The following is a 23,882-nucleotide window of genomic DNA, read 5'->3' as shown; positions in this document are numbered from 1 at the left end:
ACATCAGGTGGGTTCGTTGCGGAGCAGAAGGGAGAGGGTTCCGGCCTGCGCGGGCAACCGGTAGCGGGGCAGCACGCCAGGGCCGCAGGTGGCGGTGCCGACACCCGACTGGGCCAAGTCGATCGACACGAAAGTGCGACGTTCTTCCGGAAGCTCCCAGTTGTGCGCAGCGGAGGCCAGGGCCTCACGGCTGTGCCTTGAGACCGTCAGCGCGAACGGCTGGTCGAGCGTCGACAGGTGCAGGATGCCCCTGGTGGTGCGGATCCGCGCCTCGCGAACCCCCGGGCGCGACCCGCTCTCCTGCGGACGCACATTGTCGACGGTGAGGTCGTCGCCGGCGATGCTCCACCACCCGAACCGTGCACCGGAACGCAGATCCGGGTAACTCGGCATCGGGCCGTATCCGGCGATCTCCGCGCCGAGCGGGGCGGCATCGAGGATGAGATCGAGGCCCAGCCTCGCCCACTCCGTCGTCCACGTCGTGTTCGGCTCGATCTGCACGTCCAGCTGCACGGCGTCGCCGGCGGCGGTCCACGAGAACACGGCGTCGACGGCGCTGTCCAGGATCGGCGTGCCCGTCCTCGTACGGACGACGAGCGCGGAATCCGAGACATCCACATCATGCAGCCGCGTCATGAGGCGGTCGATGCCGGCAGCGCGCCATCGCTCGGCGTACGGAGGAAGATCGGGTTCATCATCCCCGAGGTCGCGGTCGTTGTCCGTCGGCGCACGCCAGAGACCGACGGTGGGACCACTGAGCTCGAGCGCTCCGAGGCGGATCAGCTGCCCCGTGCGGGGATCGAAACGAGCGGTGCCGACACGATCTGTGCTCGCCGCTTCCGTCGCCGCGATGACCTCCGGTCGTCCGGCTCGCACATCCTGGCCGCTGGCGAGCACATGGCCGGATGCCGCCCAGGGGGAATCCGTACGCGTCACCGCTTGGACGGTCACGACGTCCGCGACCAGCGGTGCCTCGTCCGCGCGGCAGCCATCGGGCAGATCGACGACGACGCTCGTCCTGGGCGGGCAGGTGGGGACCTTGAGCGGGCCCGACACTCGCACGTCGCCATCGATGACACGGGAGAAGTTCAGCGATAGATGGTCGAGGCCGAGTGCGTCGTATCTGTTCTCGATGCGCACCGTTCGTCGCTGCGCATCGACAGTGATCGCCACCGGGGCGATCACGGCGCTGTAGTGCAGCAACCCAGGACGCGGGTTGCGCTCGGCATCCACCAGCCCGTCGATCACGAAGTTGCCGTCGTGGACGACTTCGCCGAAGTCGCCGCCGTACAGGATGCGGCTCGTTCCGTCCGGATCGTCGACGGCGATGCCGTGCTCGATCCACTCCCAGACGAACCCGCCGGCCAGCCGCGGATACTCCTCGAAGAGATCCCAGTACTCCTGCAGGCCGCCCGGGCCCGTTCCCATGGCGTGTGCGAACTCGCACTGGAGGAACGGCAGCGATCGCCGGTGCAGCTCCGACGCCGTCGCGCCCAGCGGAGCGGGCCGGAGCGTCTCCTCGCCGATCTCGCGCACTTCGTCGTGCGGGGCGTACATGCGTGAGTACACATCGACGTAGCGGCTCTCCCGATCGCCCTCGTAGTGGACCAGCCGGCTCGGGTCGGCAGACTTCGTCCAGCGTGCCATTGCCTCGAGATTCTCGCCGACGTGCGCCTCGTTGCCGAGCGACCACATGATCACGCTGGCGTGGTTCTGGTCGCGCCGGACCGTGCGCTCGATCCGATCGAGGAAAGCGTCGCGCCAGATCGGATTCGCGCTCGGATTGCCCCGCCAGCCGACGTGCTCGAATCCATGCGTCTCGAGATCGCACTCGTCGATGATCCAGAATCCGAGTTCGTCGAACAGGTCGAGCACCTCGGGGTGCGGAGGGTAGTGAGAAGTGCGCACGGCGTTGATGTTGTGCCGCTTCATCAGCAGAAGCTCCTCGCGGGCGACGTCGTGGTCGAAAACGCGGCCGTGACGCGCACGGTGCTCGTGCCGGTTGACGCCGCGCAGCATGATGGGTGCGCCGTTCACGAGAAGCTCGGCGTCGCGCACCTCCACTCGGCGAAAACCCAGGCGCATCGCCACCGATTCGGACTCCGTGGTGATGGCGGCGTCGTAGAGGCGCGGCTGCTCGGCCGACCACGGTTGGACCGCGCCGACCTGGATGACGTCGGCCACCGGCTGGTCGACGCCCAGCTCGGGGATGCTCAGACGGGCGTCGGCTGCGGCATCCACTTCCAGCATCACCGCGCCCTTCCCCGTGAGCGGGTCGAAGTCGGCGCGTGCGAAGACATCGCGGATGCCACCGGCGGGACGGGCGAGCAGAGTGACGTCCCGGAAGATCCCCGGCAGCCACCACATGTCCTGGTTCTCGAGGTAGGTGGCATCGCTGAACTGCGCCACACGGATCGCCAGCCTGTTCGTCTCCGCTGTCAGGATGCCGGTGACGTCGAACTCGTGCGTCAGGCGGCTTCCGCGCGTCGTGCCGAGCAGGACGTCGTTCAGCCAGATCTCCGCGGCCGACTCGATCCCGTCGAATCGCAGCCACTGCGCCGCGTGCGCCAGCACATCGTCCGAGGCGGTGAACTCGATCCGGTAGTCGCCGACCGGGTTCGCATCGGGCGGGTACGGCGGATCGACGGGGAACGGCATCTGCACGTTGGAGTACGAGGGGGAGCCGTATCCCTGGAGATTCCAGTGCCCGGGGACCTCGATGTCACCCCATGACTCCGTGTCGGCGGTGCGCCAGTCCTCCGGTGCACTGCGCAGGGTCGGCGAGACCCGGAAGCGCCATGTGCCGGCGAGCGATTGCTGCGGCGCGTCCGAGCGCATCCGTGCGCGTGCGGGCAGGGATCCGGATCCGGGGCCGGTGGTCGAGATGTCCATGATCTCCTCATCAGAGAACGGGGGATGGACGCGTTCGGAGAACGCTCTCCGAACGGTCGTTGTCAACTTTGCAATAATGTCCTAACATCATATCAGCGCCCGGTTGTCGAACCCGTTGCATCGGACGCGTCCTCAGCACCGAAAACGTTAGTGAACTCGACAATGACGTTGGCCCGGATCTGCCGGGTGAAAGGAACCACAATGAAGCGTTCAGGAAAAACACCTCTGCGGTCCGCCATCGCGCTCGCCGCCGTGGCCGCGACAGCTGTCGCCCTCGCGGGGTGCAGCAGCTCGACGGATGCCGGGTCCTCGGATGAGCCGATCCAGTTCTTCCTCTCGGGAGATGCGAACCAGGGCGGTGGGTACGCCCACATGGCGGAGAAGTACGAGGAGGAGACCGGGGTGAAGGTCGAGATCGTCGACATCGCCAATGACGATCTCGCCACCAAGCTCCGCAACTCCGCGCAGGCGAATGACCTCCCTGCCATCGCCAGGGTCGGCGCCGTCGATCCCGTGTGGCGGGGTGCAACGGCCGACCTGACCGACATCACCGAGGGCAGCGATATCCGCACCGAGCTGAGTGACTGGGACGGAGACAAGGTCATCTCGCTCCCCTCGGACATCACTGCGGTCGGGCTCTTCATCAACAAGACACTGTTCGACGAGGCCGGCGTGGCGTATCCGACCACCGAGGACGACATCTGGACCTGGGACGAGTACGTGGCCGCGGTCAAGCAGGTGCAGGCGGCGACCGGCACCAGCTACGGCATGGTGATGGACAAGTCCTCTCACCGCCTGAAGGCGCTGATGTACGAGTTCGGCTCGGACTACTTCCAGCCGAACGATGACGGCGAGTTCAGCACGAACGACGACACGACGCGTGCTCTGGAGTTCTTCAACGGTCTGAACGACGATTCCTTCATGCCGCGCTCCGTCTGGCTCTCGGATGCCGACGGCAACGCGCTGTTCAAGAGCGGCGATGTCGTCTCCTACGTGTCGGGATCCTGGCAGATCGCCGACTTCGCGGTCAACATCGCCGATTTCGAGTGGGCGTCGGTCTACATGCCGACCGAAAAGGAGCGTGCGACGAACTACGGCAACGCGGCATCGATCGTGGTGTTCGAAGGCCCGCAGCAGGAGGCGGCGCACGACTTCATCGAGTGGCTGTACGAGCCGGAGAACTACACCGAGCTCTCGGAGACCTCGTCGTTCATCCCGGCGGTCGACGGGCTGGATATCGAGTACGCGGCGCACGCCGACGCATTCGAGATCTACAACCAGGACATCGCGGCGTCCCCGGCCATCGTCGGCGACATCAAGGCGATGGAGCTGCAGTACGGTGCCCAGGGCGTCACCACCGAGGGCGATCCGGTGCGCGACGAGACCGTCAAGTACCTCAACGGCGAGCAGGACGTGACCGCGACGATCGACAGCATCAACGCGCAGTTCAGCGACCAGCTGGGCGCCCTGGAGTGACCATGCCCACCACGAAGACCGTCGATGGGCGCAGTGCGGAGACCTCTGCGCTCATCACACCGGGGCGGCGAACGCGACGCGTTCGCCGCCCCGGGCGGCGCTCCACGACGTTCATCGTGGCTCCGCTCACATTCATCGCGGTCGCGGTGGTGCTGTTCGCGCTCTTCTTCGTCTGGCCGGGCGCACTGGGACTGTGGTACTCGTTCACGGACTACTCCGGCGTCGGGACACCGGAGTTCATCGGTGCGGACAACTACGTCGAACTCGCACAGGACCCCGATTTCTACGCCGTTCTCGGCCGCACTTTCCTGTACACCGTGCTCTCGGTTCCGCTGCACTTCGTCGCGGCGCTCGGTATCGCCGTCCTGCTGACGAGCACCCTCGCCAAGGGCAAGTCCGTCGCACGGATCATCTTCTTCCTCCCGTGGCTGATCTCGCCGATCGTCGCTGGTGTCATCTGGAAGTGGCTGTTCGGTGAGAACTTCGGCATGGTCAACTTCCTCATCGAGGCGTTCGGCGGCAACGGGCTGAACTGGGAGACCGATCCGACGCTCGCTCTTCTGCTGATCCTCGTCGTCAGCACGTGGGGCGGCACCGCCTTCAACATGCTGCTGTTCATCGCGGCGATCCGGAACATCCCGCAGTCCTACCTCGAAGCCGCACAGCTCGACGGCGCCAACGGCTGGCAGCGCTTCTACCGCATCGTGCTGCCTCTGCTGCGTCCGACCTCGTTCATGGTGATCCTGTTGACGACCATCGGGTCGATGAAGGAGTTCGCCATGGTGCAGGCCCTGAACGGCGGTGGGCCAGGCACCTCGAACATGTTCATGGTCCAGTACATCTACCGCACCGGATTCGAGCGTGCCGACGTCGGCTACGCCAGCGCGGCGTCCATGGTCCTCATGGTGATCCTCATCATCATCGCGATCATCCAGCTGCGCTTCGACAAGAGGAACGATCTCGCATGAAAGCGAAACGACTCGGCATCACCAGCACCGTGGTGCTCTGGCTCCTGGCTCTCGGGTTCCTCATCCCCGTGGCCTGGTTCCTCCTCAGCTCTTTCAAACCGGGGTCCGAACTCTTCAGCCTCCCGCTCACCCTGTTCCCCGAGAACTGGACGGTGAGCGGCTACGTCACGGCGTGGAACCGCTTCGATTTCGCCCGCTACTTCTTGAACACGTCGATCGTCGCCGTCGTGACGACCGCCCTCACCGTCGCCGTGAGCGCGATGACCGGCTACGCGTTCGCGAAGTATCACTCGTGGTGGCTGAAGGCGTTCTTCATCTGCATCCTCGCGACGACCATGCTGCCCACCGAGGTGATCATGCCGAGCTCGTTCGCGGTCGTGCGCGACCTCGGCCTGTACAACACCCTCGCCGGCATCATCGTGCCGTCGATCATCACCGCGACCGGCATCTTCATGTTCCGGCAGTACTTCAAGACGATCCCGGACGAGCTGCTGGAAGCGGCGCGCATCGACGGTGTCAGCGAGTTCGGCGCCTTCTGGCGGATCATGCTTCCGCTGGCCAAGCCGATCGCCGTCGTTCTCGCGATCTTCTCCTTCCAATGGCGATGGAACGACTACATCTGGCCCTTGATCGTGCTGCGCGATCCGTCGCAGTACACGCTGCAGGTGGCGCTGCGGTCGATCGTCGGGGCGGACAACGTGGACTGGTCGGTGCTGCTCTCGGCATCTGTCATCTCGCTCATCCCGATGGTGATCCTGTTCGCGATCTTCCAGCGGCAGATCATGAACGCTGACATCAATTCGGGCCTCAAGGACTGAAATGGCGGCGGACACGCTTTTCGAGGAAGAGCTGCGTCGGGCAGTGGATGCCGAGGTCGACAGCACGCTGGCGAGCGGCCTCGACGCGGAGCTCACGCACCGGCAGTTGATGGCTCGCGCCCAGCTGTTCGTCGCCGCCTGCGTCTGGCCGTCGTCGTCGCGGTCGGGAGACCCGCAGTTGATCGAGGCAGCCGGGGACTGCGTCGCCGCGCTGCGTCGGAGGCAAGGGCCGAGCGGCCTGTTCGTCGGCGGTGACAACGTCGACTCGCCTCCGGATTCGGCGTTCACGGCCAACGACGTGTGCGACACGCTTCACCTGCTGCGATCGAGCGGTGTCATCGAGACGGTCGCCGGCGCGTCGGCCCTGGCGGACGACCTCGACGCGATCGCGGATGCGGTGGAGCCGGCGCTGCTCGTCGGCGGCGTCCACACCCCCAATCACCGGTGGGAGATCACGGCGGCGCTGGCGAGACTGCACCGGCGTCGGCCGTCTGCGGCGCTGGTCGCACGCGCAGCGGAATGGCTCGCCGAGGGGATCGACATCGCAGCGGACGGGGTCTACTCCGAGCGCAGTGCGAATTACGCGGCATATGTGTCCAACCCGTCGCTCACGGTGATCGCCGACGTGTTCGACAGTGCGGCGGCGCGCGACGCGGTCATCCGCAATCTGGAGAGCACACTGGGCCTCATCCACCCGGATGGCACCGTGGAGACCGTGCATTCGCGACGTCAGGATCAGCTCTCGCGCTTCGCACTGTCGCCGTATCTGGCCATGTACCGCGGATATGCGATACGACTCGGGCGTCGCGACTTCGCCTGGGCGGCGAGGCGCGCGCAGGAACAGGGCATCGTGCATCCGGCATCCCTCCTGGTCGACCTTCTGCTCGATCCGCGGATCGGTGAACAACTCCCCGAGGCGACTAAGCCGGAGCCTGCGGGGAAGTGGGACCGGAGTGCGCTCGCGATCGATGCCAACCCGCAACGGCGCCTCGTCGTCTTCGGCGGCACCGACTACCCGCGATTGCGGCGCATCCGTTCCGGGCTGTCGACGAATCCCACGTTCCTCCGCCTGTTCGCCGGTACGGTCGTCCTCGACTCGATGCGGCTTTCCAGGGATTTCTTCGGACTCGGTCCGTTCCGAGCCGAGCGGTTCACGGCCGACCATCTCGATGGCGTCGCCCGGTATCGACTGAGCGAGACCGCGTCCGCGAACTACTACCAGCCGATCGGGCCCGCACAGCGCACGGCGTCGGGGGAGTACGCGCTGACCGACGACGGTCGGTTCTACGGATCGATGTCGTTCGCGGACCGCCGCGCCGACCCGGTAGCACTGCGGACCGATGTGGATGTGGTCGTCACGGACGACGGCGCTGCGGTGTCCATCGTGTTCGATGGTCCGGACTGCGCATGGGCTCTCGAGCTCTCGTTCCGCGGCGGCTCCTTCGAAGGCGTCGATCCGCAGAACGACGGCACTGCCATTCTCGCGGCCGGCGCTGGTTCCTATCGCAACGGTGATGACCGGATCATCTTCGAGGCGGACGCGCTGTACCGGGCAGACGGGCCCGGCCGATACCGACCGGGGGAGGACTACGCGTTCCTCGGAGCCACGGACGCCGCGATGGGTGACCGCGTCTACTTGACCGGTCGGTCTCCGGGGCGCGTGACGCTCACGCTGCGCGCGGAGAACCTGCGCGCGTGAGCGGGGATCACTTGGCGACGAGCGTGGTCTCGAAGCTGTACATATCCGGTCGGTAGCAATGCAGACCGTACTCGAATGCCCGGCCGGAGTCATCGAATGCGATGCGCTCGACGGTGAGCACCGGGCCGCCCTTGTCGATGTCGAGCAGGGTGTTCTCATCTCCGGTCGCGCGCCGGGCTCCGATCTTCTGCTTGGCGACGCGGATCGCCACACCTCGCGCCCTCAGCACCTGGTACAGGCCGCGCGTCTCGAGCAGCTCGGTCGTGATGTCGGCGAAGTCCGCCGGCAGGTAGTTCTCCAGCACGGCGACCGGGATCCCATCCGTCGAGCGCTGGCGGCGGATGTAGACGACATCCGTGCCGGGCTCCACGCCAAGGCCTGCGGCCACGGCATCCGTCGCGGGGACGATCTCGTGCGCGAGCACCCGGGTGCCCGGGGTGTGATGCGTGCTCGCGAGATCCTCGTAGAGGCTGGTGAGCTCGACCTGGCGCGTCACCACCTGGCCCTGAACGACCTGGGTTCCGATGCCGCGACGGCGCACGAGCAGCCCTTTGTCGACGAGCTCCTGGATGGCGCGCCTGATCGTGGGTCGCGAGAGGCCGAGCTTCTGCGCGATGGCGATCTCGTTCTCGAGGCGTGCGCCGGCGGGGATCGTCCCGGATTGGATGGCTTCCTCCAGACGGGTGGAGACCTGGTAGTAGAGGGGGACGGGCCCCGTCCGATCGAGGTCGGCGAACAGCTCAGCCGGCCAGTAGGTCTCATCGCCGGCCATCGTTCCTCTTCCCATGCGTCATCGCTTCCGTGTCGCCAATGCTACATATCTTCCACACAGTCTAAAGCCAAAACATCTGTATGTGTTATTGTTAGGACATGGCTATGACCTCGACACCAGAAGTGCTCGCGATGGGGCGACTCGGTGTGGACCTCTACCCCCTCCAGGACGGCGTCGGTCTCGAAGACGTGTCGACCTTCGGCAAGTACCTCGGTGGCAGCGCCGCCAATGTGACCGTGGCGGCCGCTCGTCACGGTCGGCGCGTGGGGCTGGTGTCGCGAGTCGGTGATGATCCGTTCGGAAGGTACCTGCTGCGCGAGCTCGACCGTCTGGGCGTCTCCACCGATCTCGTCACCACGGACCCGGCGCTGCCCACGCCGATCACCTTCTGCGAGATCTTCCCTCCGGACGACTTCCCGCTCTACTTCTACCGCTCGCCCAAGGCGCCGGATCTGAATGTGGACGTCGCACAGTTGGATCTCGATGCCGTGCGCCGGGCCGATGTGCTCTGGCTCACCGTCACCGGACTCAGTCAGGAACCCAGCCGAGCGGCGCATCATGCCGCGCTGGGCGCACGCGGCGGCCGCTCGCACACGGTGCTCGACCTCGACTACCGTCCGATGTTCTGGGCCTCGGCGGCCGAAGCCTCCGCGCATATCCGTCCGCTGCTGGAGCAGGTGACGGTCGTCGTGGGCAACCGCGAGGAGTGCGAAGTCGCCGTCGGCGAGACGGATCCGCGCGCAGCGGCCGATGCGCTGCTGGAGCGCGGAGCCGAACTCGCGATCGTCAAGCAGGGGCCGAAGGGCGTGCTGGCCAAGACGCGCGATGAAGAGGTGGAGGTGCCGCCGCACCATGTCGACGTCGTCAACGGCCTGGGGGCGGGCGACGCCTTCGGCGGTGCGCTCTGCCACGGGCTGCTCTCCGGGTGGGACCTCGAGCGCACCCTGCGCTTCGCGAACGCCGCGGGGGCCATCGTCGCCTCGCGCCGGGAATGCTCCACCGCGATGCCGACGACCGCCGAGGTCGACGACGCTCTCGGATCGGACGCCTGACATGAGCGCGCCCTCCCTGGACTTCGCCGAACTGCGCCGTATCCGCGCCGAGGACCCGCAGTCCGTGGCCGCCGCCTACGCCGCGCGCTCACGCCGCCCGCTCGTCCGCGGCGACGGCCGACTGTTCATCATCGCCGCCGACCACCCCGCCCGCGGTGCTCTCGCCGTCGGTGCCCGCCCGGACGCGATGGCCGATCGCGGCCGCTTGCTGGAGCGCCTCGCGATCGCACTCAGTCATCCCGGTGTGGACGGGGTGCTCGGCACACCGGACATCCTCGATGACCTCGCCCTGCTGGGACTGCTCGACGACAAGGTGCTCGTCGGCTCGATGAATCGCGGAGGCCTGCGAGCATCGACGTTCGAGATGGACGATCGGTTCACCGGCTTCGACGTGCCGTCGATGAACGCTGCCGGCATCGACTTCGCCAAAGTGCTGCTGCGCATGAATCTGGAGGATCCGGCGACCGCACGGACGATGGAGTGGACGGCGCGTGCGGTCTCGGAAGCGGCCTCGGCGCAACTGCCGATCATGCTCGAACCGTTCATGAGCCGCTGGGCCGAAGGGCGCGTCGTGAACGACCTGACGGCCGAGGCGGTCGTGCTCTCCGTGGCGATCGCGGCCGGCATCGGCAGCAGCAGCGCCTACACCTGGATGAAACTGCCCGTCGTCCCGGAGATGGAGCGGGTGATGGCGGCCACGACGCTGCCGACATTGCTGCTGGGCGGCGACGGAGGCGATGATCAGGACGAGACCTTCTCCTCCTGGGAGGACGCCCTCGCACTCCCGGGCGTGCGAGGGCTGACCGTCGGCCGCACCCTGCTGTACCCCCCGGACGACGACGTGGCCGGCGCGGTCGACACCGCGGCCCGCCTCGTCCACCACGATCTCTGATCCCTCGATGAAGGAGCCACTCATGAGCGTTGCCGAGACCGCGGCGCAGCCTGCCGTCGTCCCCGCCGGAGCGCGGCGGATTCCGCACTGGATCGACGGTGCAGAGCATCCGTCGACGAGTGGACGCACGGCCCCTGTGTTCAACCCGGCGACGGGCGAGATCACCGCGCACGTCGCTCTGGCCGATGACGCGGAGATCGCACTCGCCATCGCCTCGGCCGAGCGCGGGTTCCACGTCTGGTCGTCGTACTCCGCCGCCAAACGGCAGGCGGTGCTGTTCTCGTTCCGAGAGCTGCTGAACGCGCGCAGGCTTGAGCTGGCAGAACTCATCACCGCCGAGCACGGCAAGGTCGTCTCCGACGCGCTCGGCGAGATCCTGCGCGGCCAGGAGGTCGTGGAACTGGCATGCGGATTCCCGAGCCTCATCAAAGGGGCCTACTCCGAGTCGGTCTCGACGGGCGTCGACGTCTACTCGATCAAGCAGCCTCTCGGCGTCGTCGGCATCATCAGCCCGTTCAACTTCCCGGCCATGGTGCCGATGTGGTTCTTCCCGATCGCCATCGCAGCGGGCAATGCGGTGATCCTCAAGCCCAGCGAGAAAGACCCATCCGCGGCGCTGTGGATGGCGGCCCTCTGGAAAGAGGCAGGACTCCCGGACGGCGTGTTCACCGTGCTGCAGGGAGACAAGGCCGCGGTCGACGGCCTCCTCGCCTCTCCGGCGGTGGAGTCGATCAGTTTCGTCGGATCGACGCCGATCGCCCAGTACATCTACGAGACCGCCTCGCGGCACGGCAAGCGCGTGCAGGCGCTGGGCGGTGCGAAGAACCACATGCTCGTGCTCCCCGACGCCGACCTGGATCTTGTCGCCGACTCCGCGATCAACGCCGGCTATGGTGCGGCGGGCGAACGCTGCATGGCGGTGTCCGTGGTACTCGCTGTCGAGCCGATCGCCGACGATCTCATCGCCAGGATCCGGGATCGCATCGGCCGGCTGCGCGTCGGCGACGGTGCAGGCGTACACGGCGTCGAACCCGATATGGGGCCGCTGATCTCGGGTGTCCACCGCGACAAGGTCGCGCAGTACGTCGACATCGCCGAGGCCGATGGGGCGGTCGTCGTCGTCGACGGCCGTGGCTTCCGCGTGGACGGACGCGAGGACGGCTTCTTCTTCGGTCCGACGCTCCTCGACCACGTCCCCACCGACAGCCGCGCCTACACCGAGGAGATCTTCGGTCCGGTGCTCTCGATCGTCCGGGTCGCCTCGTATGACGAGGGTCTGGCTCTGATCAACTCTGGGCAGTTCGGCAACGGCACGGCCATCTTCACGAACGACGGCGGGGCCGCTCGGCGCTTCCAGAACGAGGTGCACGTCGGCATGATCGGCATCAACGTGCCGATTCCGGTACCGGTGGCGTATCACTCCTTCGGCGGCTGGAAGAAGTCGCTGTTCGGCGACGCCAAGGCTTACGGCGTGCACGGCTTCGACTTCTTCACGAGGGAGAAGGCGGTCACAGCGCGATGGATCGACCCGGCCAAGCGCGAGTCCGGCGACCACGGCGGCATCAATCTCGGCTTCCCGCGGAACAGCTGATGTCAGAGCGCACGTCCTCGCCGTGGTTCCACCGCCGCGGCACGCTCGGCGCCGGCGTCTGGGAGAGCGTCGTCGACGATCGGATGCCGGGGTGGCAGCACACCGGCATCCGCATCGCGGAACTCGCCGACGGTCAGGAGATCGAACTGCCGAGTGGAGAGATCGAACAGCTGATCGTCCCGCTCGCAGGCTCGTTCACGGTGACGCACGAAACCGGAAGCGGGAACGGGACGATCGAACTCGCCGGGCGCCCCTCGGTGTTCTCCGGCTCGACCGACGTGCTCTATCTGCCGGTGCATGCGCGCGCCACGATCACAGGCGCCGGTCGCGTCGCCGTGGCCACCGCACCGACGGATGTCGTCAAGCCACTGCAGCACATCCCGGCCCATGCGGCTCCTGCCGAGTTGCGCGGCGGCGGCGCCGCGAGCCGCGAAGTGCACAACTTCGGGACCCCGGCAGTGCTGGACGCCGACCGGCTGATCGTGTGCGAGGTCATCACACCCGCCTCGAACTGGTCGTCCTACCCGCCGCACAAGCACGACCAGCGCATTCCCGGGGAGGAATCCGACCTCGAGGAGATCTACTACTTCGAGTCCGCCCCGAGCCGGGGGGCGGCAGGCGGCACGGCGGACGGCGCCTTCGGCTTGTTCAGCGCGTATTCATCGCCGGTGGGGGAGATCGAGATCGATGCGATGGTGCGCACCGGCGACATCGCGCTGATCCCCTACGGATACCATGGTCCGGCAGTGGCGGCACCCGGCTATGACCTCTATTACCTCAATGTGATGGCAGGACCCGACCCGGAGCGCGCGTGGCTGATCACCGACGACCCCGCGCATGCCTGGACCCGTGCGTCCTGGCCGATCGAAGGCATCGATCCGCGGCTGCCTCTCGCGGACGAAGGAGCAAAGCGATGACAGCGACGAAGCGCATGACCGTGAGCCAGGCGCTCATCGAGTTCCTCGCGCACCAGTGGACTGTCGACGGCGACATTCGCGAGCGCACGATCCCCGGCGTCTTCGGCATCTTCGGCCATGGCAACGTCGCGGGCATCGGCCAGGCGCTGCGACAGCTGAACGTGCAGCAGCCGGATCTCATGCCGTACCACCAGGCTCGCAACGAACAGGCGATGGTGCACCAGTCCGTCGGATATGCCCGCATCCACCGCCGCCGGGCCACGTTCGCCTCTGCGGCATCCGTCGGCCCTGGAGCCACCAACATGCTCACCGGCGCCGCTCTCGCGACGACGAATCGACTTCCCGCGCTCCTGCTGCCCAGCGACACGTTCGCCACCCGCGTGGCAGATCCGGTGCTGCAGCAGCTGGAGCAGCCGTGGGACACCGGGCTCACCGTCAATGACGCCTTCCGGCCGCTGTCGAAGTTCTTCGACCGGGTGCAGCGGCCGGAGCAGCTCTTCTCGACCGCCCTGGCGGCGATGCGGGTGCTGACCGACCCGGTCGAGACCGGAGCCGTCACCATCGCCCTGCCGGAGGACGTGCAGGCCGAGGCGATCGACGTGCCGCTGGCATTCCTCCAGGACCGCGAATGGCATATCCGCCGGCCTGTTCCGGAGCGCGATGCACTCGCGCGGGCGCTCGCAGCGATCCGATCCGCCGAGCGGCCGTTCATCGTGGCGGGGGGCGGCGTGATCTACTCGGGTGCCGAGGACATCCTCCGCAGGCTCGTCGAGATCACCGGCATCCCGGTCGGCACCACGCAGGCAGGCGGCGGGGCGCTCCCTTGGGGCCACCCGCAGTACCTCGGTGCTGTCGGCGCGACCGGCACTGCGGCGGCGAACCGCTTGGCGGCCGAGGCCGACCTCGTCATCGGGATCGGCACGCGCTACAGCGACTTCACCACGGCGTCCCGGACCGCCTTCCAGAACGTGGGCGTGCGATTCGTCAACATCAACGTGGCATCGTTCGACGCGTACAAGCACGGCACGCAGATCCCTGTGATCGCCGACGCTCGTGAGGCGCTGGACGCACTGAAGTCAGCCCTCGAAGACTGGTCCATCCCGTCGTCCCTGGCAGAGCGCATCGCCAGTGAGAAGCAGGCATGGGATGCCGTCGTAGACGCGGCCTTCGCACCCACCGGGCTCGCGAGGCCGGGCCAGTCCGAGATCATCGGAGCGGTGCAGTCGGCCACCGCACCGCGGGACGTCATCGTCCAGGCGGCGGGCTCCCTTCCCGGAGACCTGCACAAGCTCTGGCGCGTGCGCGACACCCTCGGGTATCACGTGGAGTACGCGTTCTCATGCATGGGGTATGAGATCGCCGGCGGGCTCGGCGTCAAGCGGGGGCTCCAGGCGCTCGGTGATGATCGCGACGTCGTCATCATGGTCGGCGACGGCTCGTACCTCATGCTCAATTCGGAGCTCGTGACCGCGGTCGCCGAGGGCATCAAGATCATCGTGATCCTCGTGCAGAACCACGGCTACGCCTCCATCGGACATCTTTCCGAGACAGTCGGATCCGAACGGTTCGGCACCGCGTATCGTGCCTACGACCCAGCCACCCGCAGCTTCCAGGGCGGGGACGTACTGCCGGTCGATCTCGCCATGAACGCCCGCAGCTACGGACTCGACGTCATCGAGATCGCGCCAGGCGCCGGAGCGATCGACGACCTCAAGGCAGCGGTAGCCGCGGCGAAAGCATCCGAGAAGGCGACGTTCATCCACATCGAGAGCGACCCGCTGCTGTACGCACCGGACGGCGAGGGCTGGTGGGATGTCCCGGTGCCCGAGATGTCGAGCCTGGAATCCACGACTCGTGCGAGGGCGGCCTATGAGAGCGAGCGGCTCGCGCAGCGGCCGCTGCTGGGCGACGAGGCGGAGACACGATGAAGGCGACGGTGGCGGGTGCTCCCGTCAGCTACGGCGTGTTCGAGATGACACCCGACGGTGCAGCGACGGTCTCGGCGGACGAGATGCTGACATCGCTCGCCGACGCGGGATACGGCGGAGTCGATCTCGGCCCCGTCGGATTCCTCGGCCGGGGTGCGCAACTGCGTGCGCGGCTGGCTGCTCACGGCCTCGAGCTCGCCGGCGGCTGGGTGCAGCTGCCTTTGTCCGACACCGAGGGGTTCGAAGCATCGCTGCCCTCCCTGCGAGATGCACTCCGGGTGTTCTCGGATGCCGCGGCAGCGGGCCCCGATCGGTTGCCGCTGCCCACGCTCGCGGACGACGGGTCGCTCGCGCGTCGGGCTCACCCTGGGCGCGGCGCCGAAGTCGACCCCCTGAGCGTTGACGCGTGGGAACGGTTGATCGCCAACACCGAACGCGCCGCAGGCATGATCCGATCGGCAGGCTTCGAGCCCACGTTCCATCATCACGCCGGTACGTTCGTCGAGTCGCCCGAGGAGGTCGATCGGTTCCTCGCAGGTACTGACGTGGATCTGACGCTCGACACGGGACACCTGCTGATCGCGGGCGGCGATCCGGTGGATGCCGTCACCCGCTGGGGCCACCGCATCAACCATCTGCACCTCAAGGACGTCGATCGGCGCGAGCTGCAGCGCGTGCTCGCGGCCGGCGGAGGCATGTCCGATGTGTGGATGTCCGGCTCGTTCGTCGCTTTCGGCGACGGCGATCTCGAACTCGATCGCGTGATGTCGGCCATGGACGAACGCGGCTTCGACGGCTGGATCATCGTCGAACAGGACGTCCTGAACGCGCCTGACATCGCCATCGACGCGTTCCGCAGAGCGCGCAGCGCCGATCAGCGGATCAACCGCGAGGCGCTGCGCGCCTGGGCGTGACCACATCCTGCCACCCACGAAAAGGAACCCATAGTGATCGACCTTCCACTGCGCATCGGCCTGATCGGCACCGGCCGGATCGGCCAGGTCCACGCCGCGAACATCGCTGCGAACCCCGGAGCTGCGCTGTCGTGGGTCGCCGATCCGTTCGTCGATGGTGCGCGCGACGTCGTGGAGCGTTTCGGGGGCCGTTCCACCGCCGACGCGGACGAGATCTTCGCAGCAGACGATGTGGACGCGGTCCTCATCGCCTCTCCGACACCGACGCACGTCGGTCTCATCGAGAAGGCGGTCGACCGTGGCATCCCTGTCCTGTGCGAGAAGCCGATCGACCTGGACATCACCCGTGTGGAGTCGCTGCGATCGAAGGTCGCGGCCGCCGGCGTCCCCGTCGCGCTCGGCTTCAACCGGCGGTTCGACCCGGCCTTCGCCGAGGTCCGCGCACGCGTCGCGGCCGGCGAGATCGGGGCTCTCGAACAGCTCACGATCATCAGCCGAGACCCGGCGGCCCCGCCGGCCGACTACGTCGCGGTGTCGGGCGGCATCTTCCGCGACATGACGATCCACGATTTCGACATGGCACGGTTCTTCCTGCCCGACATCGTCGAGGTCTCGGCCACGGGCACGAACACGTTCGATCCCGGTGCGCGCGAACACGGCGACTTCGACACGGCGGTCGTGACGCTCAGAGCCGCGTCCGGCGCGGTGGTCACGATCATCAACTCGCGCCACAGTGCCGTCGGATACGACCAGCGCATCGAGGCGTTCGGCGCGGCAGGGGCGCTGCAGGTGGTGAACCGTTCGACGAGCCTGGTCAGCCACTCCTCGTCGGCGGGAGTCGATGCGAGAGCGCCGTACGAGGATTTCTTCCTCCAGCGCTACGCCGAGGCGTACGCCGCCGAGCTGGCGAGCTTCATCGCGCTCGCGCGCGGCGGCGCATCGGACAGCTCGACGTTCGAGGACGGCCGTGCCGCGCTGATCCTCGCCGATGCCGCGCAGCGCTCCGCCGAGGAGCGCGTCGCGGTGGTGGTCCGGCTCGACTGAACCACGGCCGCGCATGCCACACTGGGCCTATGCCGCAGACGACGGATGATCCACGCCAGTCGCGCCGCGTCGCTGAGACGCTCGACGCGTTCCAGCTGACCGAGGGACACCCGCAGTTCCGCGTCGACGTGGAGCGCATCCGGTTCTCGCCCTATTACTCCCGGCTCTCGGCCGTCACCCAGGTGATCTCGCAGACGGGCGCGGGGCTCGCGGTGCACAACCGGCTCACGCACTCGATCAAGGTCGCCGCCATCGCGCGGGCGATCGCGAGCCATCTCTCCACGCGCACCGATGACGCCGGTCGCATCGTGGCGCAGCTCGGCGGTGCGCACCCTGTCGTCGTCCAGGCCGCCGCCGCTGCTCACGATCTCGGGCATCCGCCGTTCGGACACCTCGGCGAGCAGACCCTGGACCGTGTGGCCCGCACCCGTTTCGGCCTGACGGAGGGCTTCGAGGGGAACGCCCAGACGTTCCGCATCATCTCCCGGCTCGACGAGCACGACCGACCCGGCGTCGGCCTCAACCTCACCGCCGCGGTGCGCGCCGCCGTGCTGAAGTACCCGTGGCGACGCGGTGAGGGCGGCCCCAGCCGCGGCGGCGCGAGCAAGTTCAACTTCTACGCGATCGACGAACCGGATGCCAGGGAGGCGCTCGCCGCCTACCCTCTCATCGAACGCGGGCAGCAGACCGTCGAATGCTCCATCATGGACATCGCGGACGACATCGCGTACTCGCTGCACGACCTCGATGATTTCTATCGTGCAGGTCTGCTCAACGCGGCGACGCTGTCGGCGGAGTTCCGCAACTGGCATCGCGATCTCGCCCGGCTCCGTACCGTCGGCGATGACGTGCTGATGACCGACACCCGCACCCCGGGGCATTCGCTCGAGCTGCTCTGGCGGCGGCTCAAGAGCAAGGACGCCTGGATCGCCGACGAGGACGCGTTCGGTGAGGCGGTCGCCAGGGTCAAGACTGAGGTGATCGAGGGACTGCTCGCCGAGCCCTTCGACGGGTCCCTCTCCAGCGAACGCGCGCTCGCCGGGTTCACCACCGCCTGGATCGCGCGGCTGCAGTCGTCCGTCGAGGTGCACAGGCATCCCGACATCCGCTCCGGACACGTCAGCCTCGACCGTCGCGCCTGGCACGAAGTCGCAGTGCTGAAGTTCCTGCACGAGAGGTTCATCCTCGAGCGTCCGGATCTCACCGTCTACCAGCGCGGACAGGCCAGCGTGCTGGAACGGCTCGTCGACGGCTTCGCCGCCTGGCTCGACGACCCGCGCGACGCCCGTCGCGCCCCGCGCCGGCTCGTGGATCTGGTCGAGCTCGCCCGGGAAGACCATCGCCGGCTGGGTGGGGCAGGGACGGATGCCGACCGCGACCGGCTCGCCCGCGGCCGCGGGATCATCGACTACGTGGCGTCGCTCACCGACGCCCAGGCCGGTTCGCTCGACGCCCTGCTCGCAGGCCAGACCGAACGACTGTGGGAGGCGGGGCAAGGGCTGTAGCCGATCGAGACGTCCCGACGCTCAGATCGCCGCGAACGCCACCCCCGCCATCTCCTGGGAGACCCGCCACACGCGCTGCGCCTCCTCGTCGCTCCGCAGCCGGGAGTACAGCTTCTGCTCGGCCGGCCCGCCGCCGAGGTGCCCGATCCCTTTCGGGCCGTAGAGGCGTCCGCCCGCGGCATCCGGAGCGGTTGCGGCATACAGGGCAGGCAGTGCGGCGGATTCCGGCGTCCCCACGATCAGCCCCCGTGTCGACAGCCAGCGGATGATCCGCACCCCCAGCGTGTCGCCGGAGCGCCCGATCTCCGGGCGGGCGGACAGTAGGCTCGTGGGCGCGATCCCTGGGTGCGACAGGTTGCTCGTGATGCCCCATCCCTCAGCCGCGCTGCGTCGATCCAGCTCCAGCCCGAACAACCCGAAGGCGATCTTGGACTGGCTGTACGCGTGCATCCCGTTGTACGAGCGCTCCCAGTTCAGATCATCCCAGTGGATCGATCGCTCGTTCGCCGCGATGCTGATCTGCGACGTGACGCGAGCGCTCCCGGCCCGCAGCAGCGGCAGCAGGTGAGTCACGAGCGCGACGTGCCCCAGGTGATTCGTGCCGAACTGCAGCTCGAACCCGTCGGTCGTCGTGTGCCGCTCCGGCGGCGTCATCACGCCGGCGTTGTTGATCATCACGTGGATCGGCCGTCCGCTGCTGTTCAGCTCCTCGCCGAGCGCGGCGACGGATGCCAGCGACGACAGATCCAGCGAAGCCAGGGTGATCTCGGCATCCGGAATCTGCGAGCGGATGCTGTCGGCAGCCGCCTCTCCTTTGCGCATGTTGCGGACGGGGAGGACCAGCTCGGCGCCGGCTCGCGCCAGCCGCGTCGCGATCTTCAGTCCGATGCCGTCGCTGCCGCCGGTCACGAGCGCGAGGCGTCCGTGCTGATCCGGGATGCTGATGTCGATGTCCATGTCTCCACTCTCGGAGCAGCGGCAGGATCTATCCAGGACTCGACGATCAGTGGCTGGCGACTCCGGGGAGATGTCAGGATCGAACGCATGATGATCGACCGAGACGGGCTGGCGGACTTCCTCCGCCACCGGCGCAGCGTGCTCCAGCCGGAGGACATCGGGCTGCCGCGCGGTTCCCGTCGCCGCACCGAAGGGCTCCGACGCGAGGAGGTCGCGGCGCTCTGCCATATGTCGGCCGACTACTTCGCGCGCCTGGAACGCGGAACGGGCCCGGTGCCATCGGAGCAGATGATCGCCGCGATCGCGCAGGGGCTCCACCTCTCGATCGACGAACGCGACCACCTGTTCCGTCTCGCCGGGCACCGCCCCCCGGCCCGGGGCGCGGCCAGCGACCACATCACGCCGGGCATGCTCCGCATCTTCGACCGCCTCGAGGACACCCCGGCCGAGATCGTCACCGAACTCGGCGAGACCCTGCGCCAGAACGCACTGGGCGCAGCCCTCACCGGCGACACCATGAGCCGAGCCGGACCGGAGCGCAGCATCGGATTCCGCTGGTTCGTGGATCCGACCGTGCGCGAGCTGTATGCGCAGGAGGACCACGAGTTCCTCTCCCGCCTCTGGGTGTCGGGGCTCCGCGGCGTGCTCTCGATACGCGGCAGGGAGTCCAGGGCTGGGTACTACGTCGATCTCCTGCAGGAGCGCAGCGCCGAGTTCCGCGAGCTCTGGGAACGCCAGGAGGTGGGCCTGCGGCCGCGCGAGACGAAGCACTTCGTCCATCCGGAGCTCGGCGCGCTCGAACTGTCCTGCCAGACCCTGATCGATCCCGCCACGGCGCATTCGCTGCTCGTCTACACCGCAGTTCCCGGTTCCGAGAGCCACGAGAAGCTGAAGCTGCTGTCGGTGCTGAGCGCGCGCGTGGTGCGCTGACGACGACGTCGGCACTCCGCGCTACGCTCGCGTCATGCTCGCCTTCGCCACCCTGCGGACTCCGGTCGGAGTGATCGGCGTCGTCAGCGACGGCACGGCGATCACCCGGGTCTCGTGGCGTTCCACAGCCCCGAACGGAGCGGATGCCGAGCAGGACCCGCTCCTCGACGACGCACTCGCGCAACTCGCCGCGTACTTCGCGGGTTCCCTGACGCGCTTCGACCTGCCCGTCGATCTCGGCCGGCAGACCGACACCACTCGTGCCGTGCTCATGACTCTGCACGACACCGTGGCCTCGGGTGAGACCGTCACCTACGGTGGACTCGCCGCTCGCAGCGGCACCGAGGTCCCCGCTCGGGGGATCGGCGCGATCATGGGGGCGAACCCGGTCCCGATCATCGTGCCGTGCCATCGTGTGGTCGCAGGCGACGGCCTCGGCGGCTATTCCGGTGGCGATCGAGGGCAGGGACTCGCGACCAAGCGCTGGCTGCTCGAGCACGAAGGGGCGCTGCCGACGAGCCTGTTCTGATGCATGCGTCATCCGGCCCGGTGCACCTGCGAGAATGGAAGCCCGTGCCGAATCCAGACCGAGGAGCCGAAGTGCAGTACATCTCCACCCGAGGCGGCATGCAGCCGCTGCCGTACTGCGAGACGCTGCTCGAAGGCCTTGCGCCCGACGGCGGTCTGGCTGTCCCCGAGGTCATGCCCACGGTCGACGGCGAGACGCTGGAGCGCTGGCGGGCGCTGACGTACCCGCAGCTCGCCACCGAGGTGCTCGGTCTGTTCGCGACAGACATCCCGCGCGAGGAACTCGCTCGCATGACGGATGCCGCGTACGCCGACTTCCCGGGAGCCGTCGTGCCCTTGCGGTCGATCGACGACGACATCACGCTCGTCGGTCTCTCCGAAGGCCCGACGCTGGCGTTCAAGGACATGGCGATGCAGTTCCTGGGCCAGGTCGTCGAGTACGCACTGGAGCGCAAGGGCTCGGTCCTCAACATTCTGGGCGCCACTTCGGGCGACACCGGCTCCGCCGCCGAGCACGCCCTCCGCGGCAAGGAGCGCATCTCGGTCTTCATGCTGTCGCCGCAGGGGCGCATGAGCGCGTTCCAGCGTGCGCAGATGTTCTCCCTCGACGACGCCAACGTGCACAACATCGCTGTGGACGGCGTCTTCGACGACTGCCAGAACCTCGTCAAGGCGCTCGCCGGGGACCTCGACTTCAAGCGCGCCCAGCATCTCGGCGCCGTCAACTCGATCAACCTCGCACGCATCACGGCGCAGGTCGTGTACTACTTCTGGGCATGGCTGCGCGCGACGGATGCCGGCGGCTGGACCGAGCTCAGCTTCACGGTGCCGTCCGGGAACTTCGGCAACATCCTGTCCGGCTTCTACGCGAAGCAGATGGGGCTGCCCATCCGTCGTCTCGTCCTCGCGGCCAACGAGAACAACGTGCTCGACGAGTTCTTCCGCACCGGTGTCTACCGTCCCCGCAGTGCCGCTCAGACACTCGCGACCTCGAGCCCGTCGATGGACATCTCGAAGGCGTCCAACCTCGAGCGGTTCATCTTCGAACTGGTCGACCGCGACGCCTCCCGTGTCGTCGGCGCCTGGCGCGAACTGGACCAGCAGGGCTTCTTCGACTTCACCGGAGAGCAGCCGCGCTTCGAGGAGGAGTTCGGCATCGTCAGCGGAACCTCCACCCACGCGGATCGCCTCGCGACCATCAAGGCCGTCTACGAGGCATCGGGTGACATCATCGACCCGCATACAGCCGACGGAGTGAAGGTGGCGCGCGAGAACGTCGAATCCGGCGTCCCGATGCTCGTGCTCGAAACCGCCAAGCCGCAGAAGTTCGCCGAGACGATCCTCGAGGCCATCGGCGTGCAGCTCGAGTACTCGCCCGAGCTCCAGGCGATGCTCGAGGCACCGCAGCACGTGACCGAACTCGCCGATGACGAGCAGGCCCTGCGCGCGTTCATCGAGAAGCACGCGCTGCGCTGACCCTTGCCCCGGGCGTCGCCCGGTGGAAAGGTGGGCCTCAACCCACTGAAGGAGCAGCCATGTTCGAGAATTCCGACGCGTTCAGCGGCATGTCGTCCAACGACCTGCCGGCCTCACGCGCCTTCTATGAAGACGTGCTCGGCCTCGTCGTAGAGGAGGCCGGCGGCGGCATGCTCTCCGTGCAGCTGCCGAAGGGCGGTGCCGTGCTGATCTACCCGAAGGACGACCACCAGCCGGCGACGTTCACTATCCTGAACTTCCCCGTGGAGGACATCGACGCGGTCGTCGACGAGCTCATCGCGAAGGGCGTCACGATGCAGCGCTACGACGGCATGTCGCAGGACGAAAAGGGCATCGCGCGCGGCAAGGCCGCAGGTCAGGGGCCGGACATCGCCTGGTTCGCGGACCCCGCGGGCAACATCCTCTCCGTCCTGTCCGCCTGACGAGCGCGGTCAGCGCGCGAAGAGCGGCGCGAACTCGAACCCCAGGAGATCCTCGAGCGGCGCGTAGAGCTCCGGCATCCACATCGTCGCGGCGAGCGGAAGACCGGATGCCGGGGCGACCACTACGCTCACCTGCTCGCCCACGGTCACCTTCGCGGACGGCAGCGGGGCGCCGGACCCGTCGAACGTCGCGATCAGGTCGGGGAACGTCCCGACCCGACTCCCGCCGAGGTCGGCGGTCATGTACTCGTTCACGAATCGCAGTTCGGTGGCGTCGGCGTCATCGAGCACGACGCGACCGACGTCGAGTCCCTCGCGCTGCTCGCAGTCGAAGGCGACGACGGTCCCGTTCGCCACGATCGCGCCGCCCAGCGCTGCGGCCACGGCGTCGATGCCACCGGTCAGGAAGCGTCGACCGAGATCGATGGCGAAGCTGATCGCGCCCGCGGCACCATGCTCGGCCGCGTACCCGATCTCGACCGGGTTGCGGACGACAGAGACCCACCCTCCTGCTTCGACAGACGCGCGCCGAACGACGCCGCTGGTCGCATCCAGGCGTCCCATGGCCGTGCCCTCGACGTACGTCTCGGGATGACCGCCCGCCCATGCCTGGACAGAAAGGTACTGAGGCAGGAGCTGCAGCCCCATCGCGCCCATCACGCTCGTCGGATGCGCCCGGCCGTTGCAGGCCAGATCGATGACGGGAAGCCCGGTCATCGCGGCGTGCAGCCAGCCGTTGATCGTCGTCTCGGCGCCGTTCTCGTTCGTGTGGATGGCGGCCAGGCGTCGTCCGTCGAGCTGCTGTCGCAGCAGCTCGAGCGCCCGCAGCGAATGCACCGGCTGCACGAGCGGATTGGGCGCGGCCGGAGCGCCGACCAGCGCGACGGTCGCGACGAGGTCATCGTGGTCGAACTCGTCGATGGACCAGAGCTCAGGCGCCCCTGCTTGCAGAGCGAGCTGTGCGGTCGCGCGTCCGCGTTCGACGAATCCGCCGCCGCCTCCGCCGAGGATCGCGCCGCCGAGAACGGCTGCTTCCAGGTCATCCGCGGTCAAACGTGTCTTCATGTCGTCTCCTGAATG

General features: G+C 67.7%; 20 protein-coding genes. 16 read left to right on the top strand and 4 right to left on the bottom strand.

What is annotated here, in order from left to right:
• Nucleotides 1-3: 3 nt before the first annotated feature.
• On the bottom strand, nucleotides 4-2,892 hold the full coding sequence (locus M2317_RS15250; RefSeq protein WP_429461576.1) for a glycoside hydrolase family 2 TIM barrel-domain containing protein: 2,889 nt from the start codon (nucleotides 2,890-2,892) through the stop codon (nucleotides 4-6).
• Nucleotides 2,893-3,093: 201 nt separating this feature from the next.
• Between M2317_RS15250 and M2317_RS15245 the strand changes: the two genes are divergently transcribed.
• Genes M2317_RS15245 through M2317_RS15230 form a run of 4 tightly spaced genes read left to right on the top strand, consistent with a single transcriptional unit; the run spans nucleotide 3,094 to nucleotide 7,853 of the window.
• Nucleotides 3,094-4,368, top strand: coding sequence for an ABC transporter substrate-binding protein (locus M2317_RS15245; protein WP_429461574.1), 1,275 nt, complete (start codon nucleotides 3,094-3,096; stop codon nucleotides 4,366-4,368).
• A gap of 2 nt (nucleotides 4,369-4,370) precedes the next feature.
• Nucleotides 4,371-5,336, top strand: coding sequence for a carbohydrate ABC transporter permease (locus tag M2317_RS15240; RefSeq protein ID WP_429461572.1), 966 nt, complete (start codon nucleotides 4,371-4,373; stop codon nucleotides 5,334-5,336).
• Nucleotides 5,333-6,154, top strand: a complete 822-nt coding sequence (locus tag M2317_RS15235; protein WP_429461571.1) for a carbohydrate ABC transporter permease — start codon at nucleotides 5,333-5,335, stop codon at nucleotides 6,152-6,154. The genes M2317_RS15240 and M2317_RS15235 overlap by 4 nt, the downstream gene beginning before the upstream one ends.
• Before the next feature lies 1 nt (nucleotide 6,155).
• Complete coding sequence (locus M2317_RS15230; protein WP_429461569.1) at nucleotides 6,156-7,853, top strand: hypothetical protein; 1,698 nt, start codon at nucleotides 6,156-6,158, stop codon at nucleotides 7,851-7,853.
• Nucleotides 7,854-7,860: 7 nt separating this feature from the next.
• On the opposite strand, the gene M2317_RS15225 is transcribed toward M2317_RS15230, so the two are convergent.
• Nucleotides 7,861-8,625: a GntR family transcriptional regulator gene (locus M2317_RS15225; RefSeq protein WP_429461602.1), complete on the bottom strand. Its 765-nt coding sequence runs from the start codon at nucleotides 8,623-8,625 to the stop codon at nucleotides 7,861-7,863.
• 104 nt (nucleotides 8,626-8,729) lie between these two features.
• On the opposite strand from M2317_RS15225, the gene iolC reads away from it, so the two are divergent.
• Genes iolC through M2317_RS15185 form a run of 8 tightly spaced genes read left to right on the top strand, consistent with a single transcriptional unit; the run spans nucleotide 8,730 to nucleotide 18,468 of the window.
• A complete protein-coding gene (iolC, locus tag M2317_RS15220) occupies nucleotides 8,730-9,677 on the top strand; it encodes a 5-dehydro-2-deoxygluconokinase (protein ID WP_429461568.1) in 948 nt (315 codons plus the stop codon).
• 1 nt (nucleotide 9,678) lies between these two features.
• Nucleotides 9,679-10,569 (top strand): Cgl0159 family (beta/alpha)8-fold protein, encoded by an 891-nt coding sequence (locus M2317_RS15215; protein WP_429461566.1) that lies wholly within the window; start codon nucleotides 9,679-9,681, stop codon nucleotides 10,567-10,569.
• Between the two features lie 22 nt (nucleotides 10,570-10,591).
• Entirely contained in the window at nucleotides 10,592-12,160 is a 1,569-nt protein-coding gene (locus tag M2317_RS15210; RefSeq protein WP_429461564.1) for a CoA-acylating methylmalonate-semialdehyde dehydrogenase, read from the top strand.
• Complete coding sequence (iolB, locus tag M2317_RS15205) at nucleotides 12,160-13,077, top strand: 5-deoxy-glucuronate isomerase (protein ID WP_429461562.1); 918 nt, start codon at nucleotides 12,160-12,162, stop codon at nucleotides 13,075-13,077. The genes M2317_RS15210 and iolB overlap by 1 nt, the downstream gene beginning before the upstream one ends.
• The gene (gene iolD / locus M2317_RS15200) at nucleotides 13,074-15,005 is read left to right on the top strand and encodes a 3D-(3,5/4)-trihydroxycyclohexane-1,2-dione acylhydrolase (decyclizing) (RefSeq protein WP_429461560.1); all 1,932 of its coding nucleotides are present in this window, start codon (nucleotides 13,074-13,076) and stop codon (nucleotides 15,003-15,005) included. Before iolB ends, iolD begins: the two co-directional genes overlap by 4 nt.
• Nucleotides 15,002-15,919 carry a TIM barrel protein gene (locus tag M2317_RS15195; RefSeq protein ID WP_429461559.1) on the top strand — a complete coding sequence of 306 codons (918 nt, stop codon included), beginning with the start codon at nucleotides 15,002-15,004 and terminating at the stop codon, nucleotides 15,917-15,919. The genes iolD and M2317_RS15195 overlap by 4 nt, the downstream gene beginning before the upstream one ends.
• A 33-nt stretch (nucleotides 15,920-15,952) precedes the next feature.
• Nucleotides 15,953-16,963, top strand: coding sequence for an inositol 2-dehydrogenase (iolG, locus tag M2317_RS15190; protein WP_429461557.1), 1,011 nt, complete (start codon nucleotides 15,953-15,955; stop codon nucleotides 16,961-16,963).
• A gap of 29 nt (nucleotides 16,964-16,992) precedes the next feature.
• The gene (locus M2317_RS15185; protein ID WP_429461555.1) at nucleotides 16,993-18,468 is read left to right on the top strand and encodes a deoxyguanosinetriphosphate triphosphohydrolase family protein; all 1,476 of its coding nucleotides are present in this window, start codon (nucleotides 16,993-16,995) and stop codon (nucleotides 18,466-18,468) included.
• Between the two features lie 21 nt (nucleotides 18,469-18,489).
• On the opposite strand, the gene M2317_RS15180 is transcribed toward M2317_RS15185, so the two are convergent.
• Entirely contained in the window at nucleotides 18,490-19,425 is a 936-nt protein-coding gene (locus M2317_RS15180; RefSeq protein ID WP_429461554.1) for an SDR family oxidoreductase, read from the bottom strand.
• A 90-nt stretch (nucleotides 19,426-19,515) separates the two neighbouring features.
• On the opposite strand from M2317_RS15180, the gene M2317_RS15175 reads away from it, so the two are divergent.
• The 4 genes from M2317_RS15175 (at nucleotide 19,516) to M2317_RS15160 (ending at nucleotide 22,802) form a co-directional block, all read left to right on the top strand.
• Nucleotides 19,516-20,355 carry a helix-turn-helix transcriptional regulator gene (locus M2317_RS15175; protein ID WP_429461600.1) on the top strand — a complete coding sequence of 280 codons (840 nt, stop codon included), beginning with the start codon at nucleotides 19,516-19,518 and terminating at the stop codon, nucleotides 20,353-20,355.
• Nucleotides 20,356-20,389: 34 nt separating this feature from the next.
• Nucleotides 20,390-20,884, top strand: coding sequence for a methylated-DNA--[protein]-cysteine S-methyltransferase (locus M2317_RS15170; RefSeq protein WP_429461552.1), 495 nt, complete (start codon nucleotides 20,390-20,392; stop codon nucleotides 20,882-20,884).
• A 71-nt stretch (nucleotides 20,885-20,955) separates the two neighbouring features.
• Nucleotides 20,956-22,359, top strand: a complete 1,404-nt coding sequence (gene thrC / locus M2317_RS15165; RefSeq protein WP_429461550.1) for a threonine synthase — start codon at nucleotides 20,956-20,958, stop codon at nucleotides 22,357-22,359.
• Between the two features lie 59 nt (nucleotides 22,360-22,418).
• Entirely contained in the window at nucleotides 22,419-22,802 is a 384-nt protein-coding gene (locus M2317_RS15160) for a VOC family protein (protein ID WP_429461548.1), read from the top strand.
• 9 nt (nucleotides 22,803-22,811) lie between these two features.
• On the opposite strand, the gene M2317_RS15155 is transcribed toward M2317_RS15160, so the two are convergent.
• Nucleotides 22,812-23,867, bottom strand: coding sequence for a DUF917 family protein (locus M2317_RS15155; protein ID WP_429461546.1), 1,056 nt, complete (start codon nucleotides 23,865-23,867; stop codon nucleotides 22,812-22,814).
• Nucleotides 23,868-23,882 lie beyond the last annotated feature (15 nt).

Source organism: Microbacterium sp. ZKA21, assembly GCF_050434165.1.
In the GTDB taxonomy this organism is placed as follows: Bacteria; Actinomycetota; Actinomycetes; order Actinomycetales; family Microbacteriaceae; genus Microbacterium.
Note: the sequence above shows the minus strand (reverse complement) of the source record. Positions and strands in the feature narration are given on the sequence as shown.

Coding starts and splice junctions, on each gene's coding strand:
- iolC (WP_429461568.1), top strand. CDS start 8,730: ATGACCTCGACACCAGAAGTGCTCGCGATGGGGCGACTCGGTGTGGAC.
- M2317_RS15215 (WP_429461566.1), top strand. CDS start 9,679: ATGAGCGCGCCCTCCCTGGACTTCGCCGAACTGCGCCGTATCCGCGCC.
- M2317_RS15240 (WP_429461572.1), top strand. CDS start 4,371: ATGCCCACCACGAAGACCGTCGATGGGCGCAGTGCGGAGACCTCTGCG.
- iolD (WP_429461560.1), top strand. CDS start 13,074: ATGACAGCGACGAAGCGCATGACCGTGAGCCAGGCGCTCATCGAGTTC.
- M2317_RS15235 (WP_429461571.1), top strand. CDS start 5,333: ATGAAAGCGAAACGACTCGGCATCACCAGCACCGTGGTGCTCTGGCTC.
- M2317_RS15160 (WP_429461548.1), top strand. CDS start 22,419: ATGTTCGAGAATTCCGACGCGTTCAGCGGCATGTCGTCCAACGACCTG.
- M2317_RS15175 (WP_429461600.1), top strand. CDS start 19,516: ATGATCGACCGAGACGGGCTGGCGGACTTCCTCCGCCACCGGCGCAGC.
- iolB (WP_429461562.1), top strand. CDS start 12,160: ATGTCAGAGCGCACGTCCTCGCCGTGGTTCCACCGCCGCGGCACGCTC.
- M2317_RS15180 (WP_429461554.1), bottom strand. CDS start 19,425: ATGGACATCGACATCAGCATCCCGGATCAGCACGGACGCCTCGCGCTC.
- M2317_RS15210 (WP_429461564.1), top strand. CDS start 10,592: ATGAGCGTTGCCGAGACCGCGGCGCAGCCTGCCGTCGTCCCCGCCGGA.
- M2317_RS15230 (WP_429461569.1), top strand. CDS start 6,156: ATGGCGGCGGACACGCTTTTCGAGGAAGAGCTGCGTCGGGCAGTGGAT.
- M2317_RS15195 (WP_429461559.1), top strand. CDS start 15,002: ATGAAGGCGACGGTGGCGGGTGCTCCCGTCAGCTACGGCGTGTTCGAG.
- M2317_RS15155 (WP_429461546.1), bottom strand. CDS start 23,867: ATGAAGACACGTTTGACCGCGGATGACCTGGAAGCAGCCGTTCTCGGC.
- M2317_RS15245 (WP_429461574.1), top strand. CDS start 3,094: ATGAAGCGTTCAGGAAAAACACCTCTGCGGTCCGCCATCGCGCTCGCC.
- M2317_RS15185 (WP_429461555.1), top strand. CDS start 16,993: ATGCCGCAGACGACGGATGATCCACGCCAGTCGCGCCGCGTCGCTGAG.
- M2317_RS15170 (WP_429461552.1), top strand. CDS start 20,390: ATGCTCGCCTTCGCCACCCTGCGGACTCCGGTCGGAGTGATCGGCGTC.
- M2317_RS15225 (WP_429461602.1), bottom strand. CDS start 8,625: ATGGCCGGCGATGAGACCTACTGGCCGGCTGAGCTGTTCGCCGACCTC.
- M2317_RS15250 (WP_429461576.1), bottom strand. CDS start 2,892: ATGGACATCTCGACCACCGGCCCCGGATCCGGATCCCTGCCCGCACGC.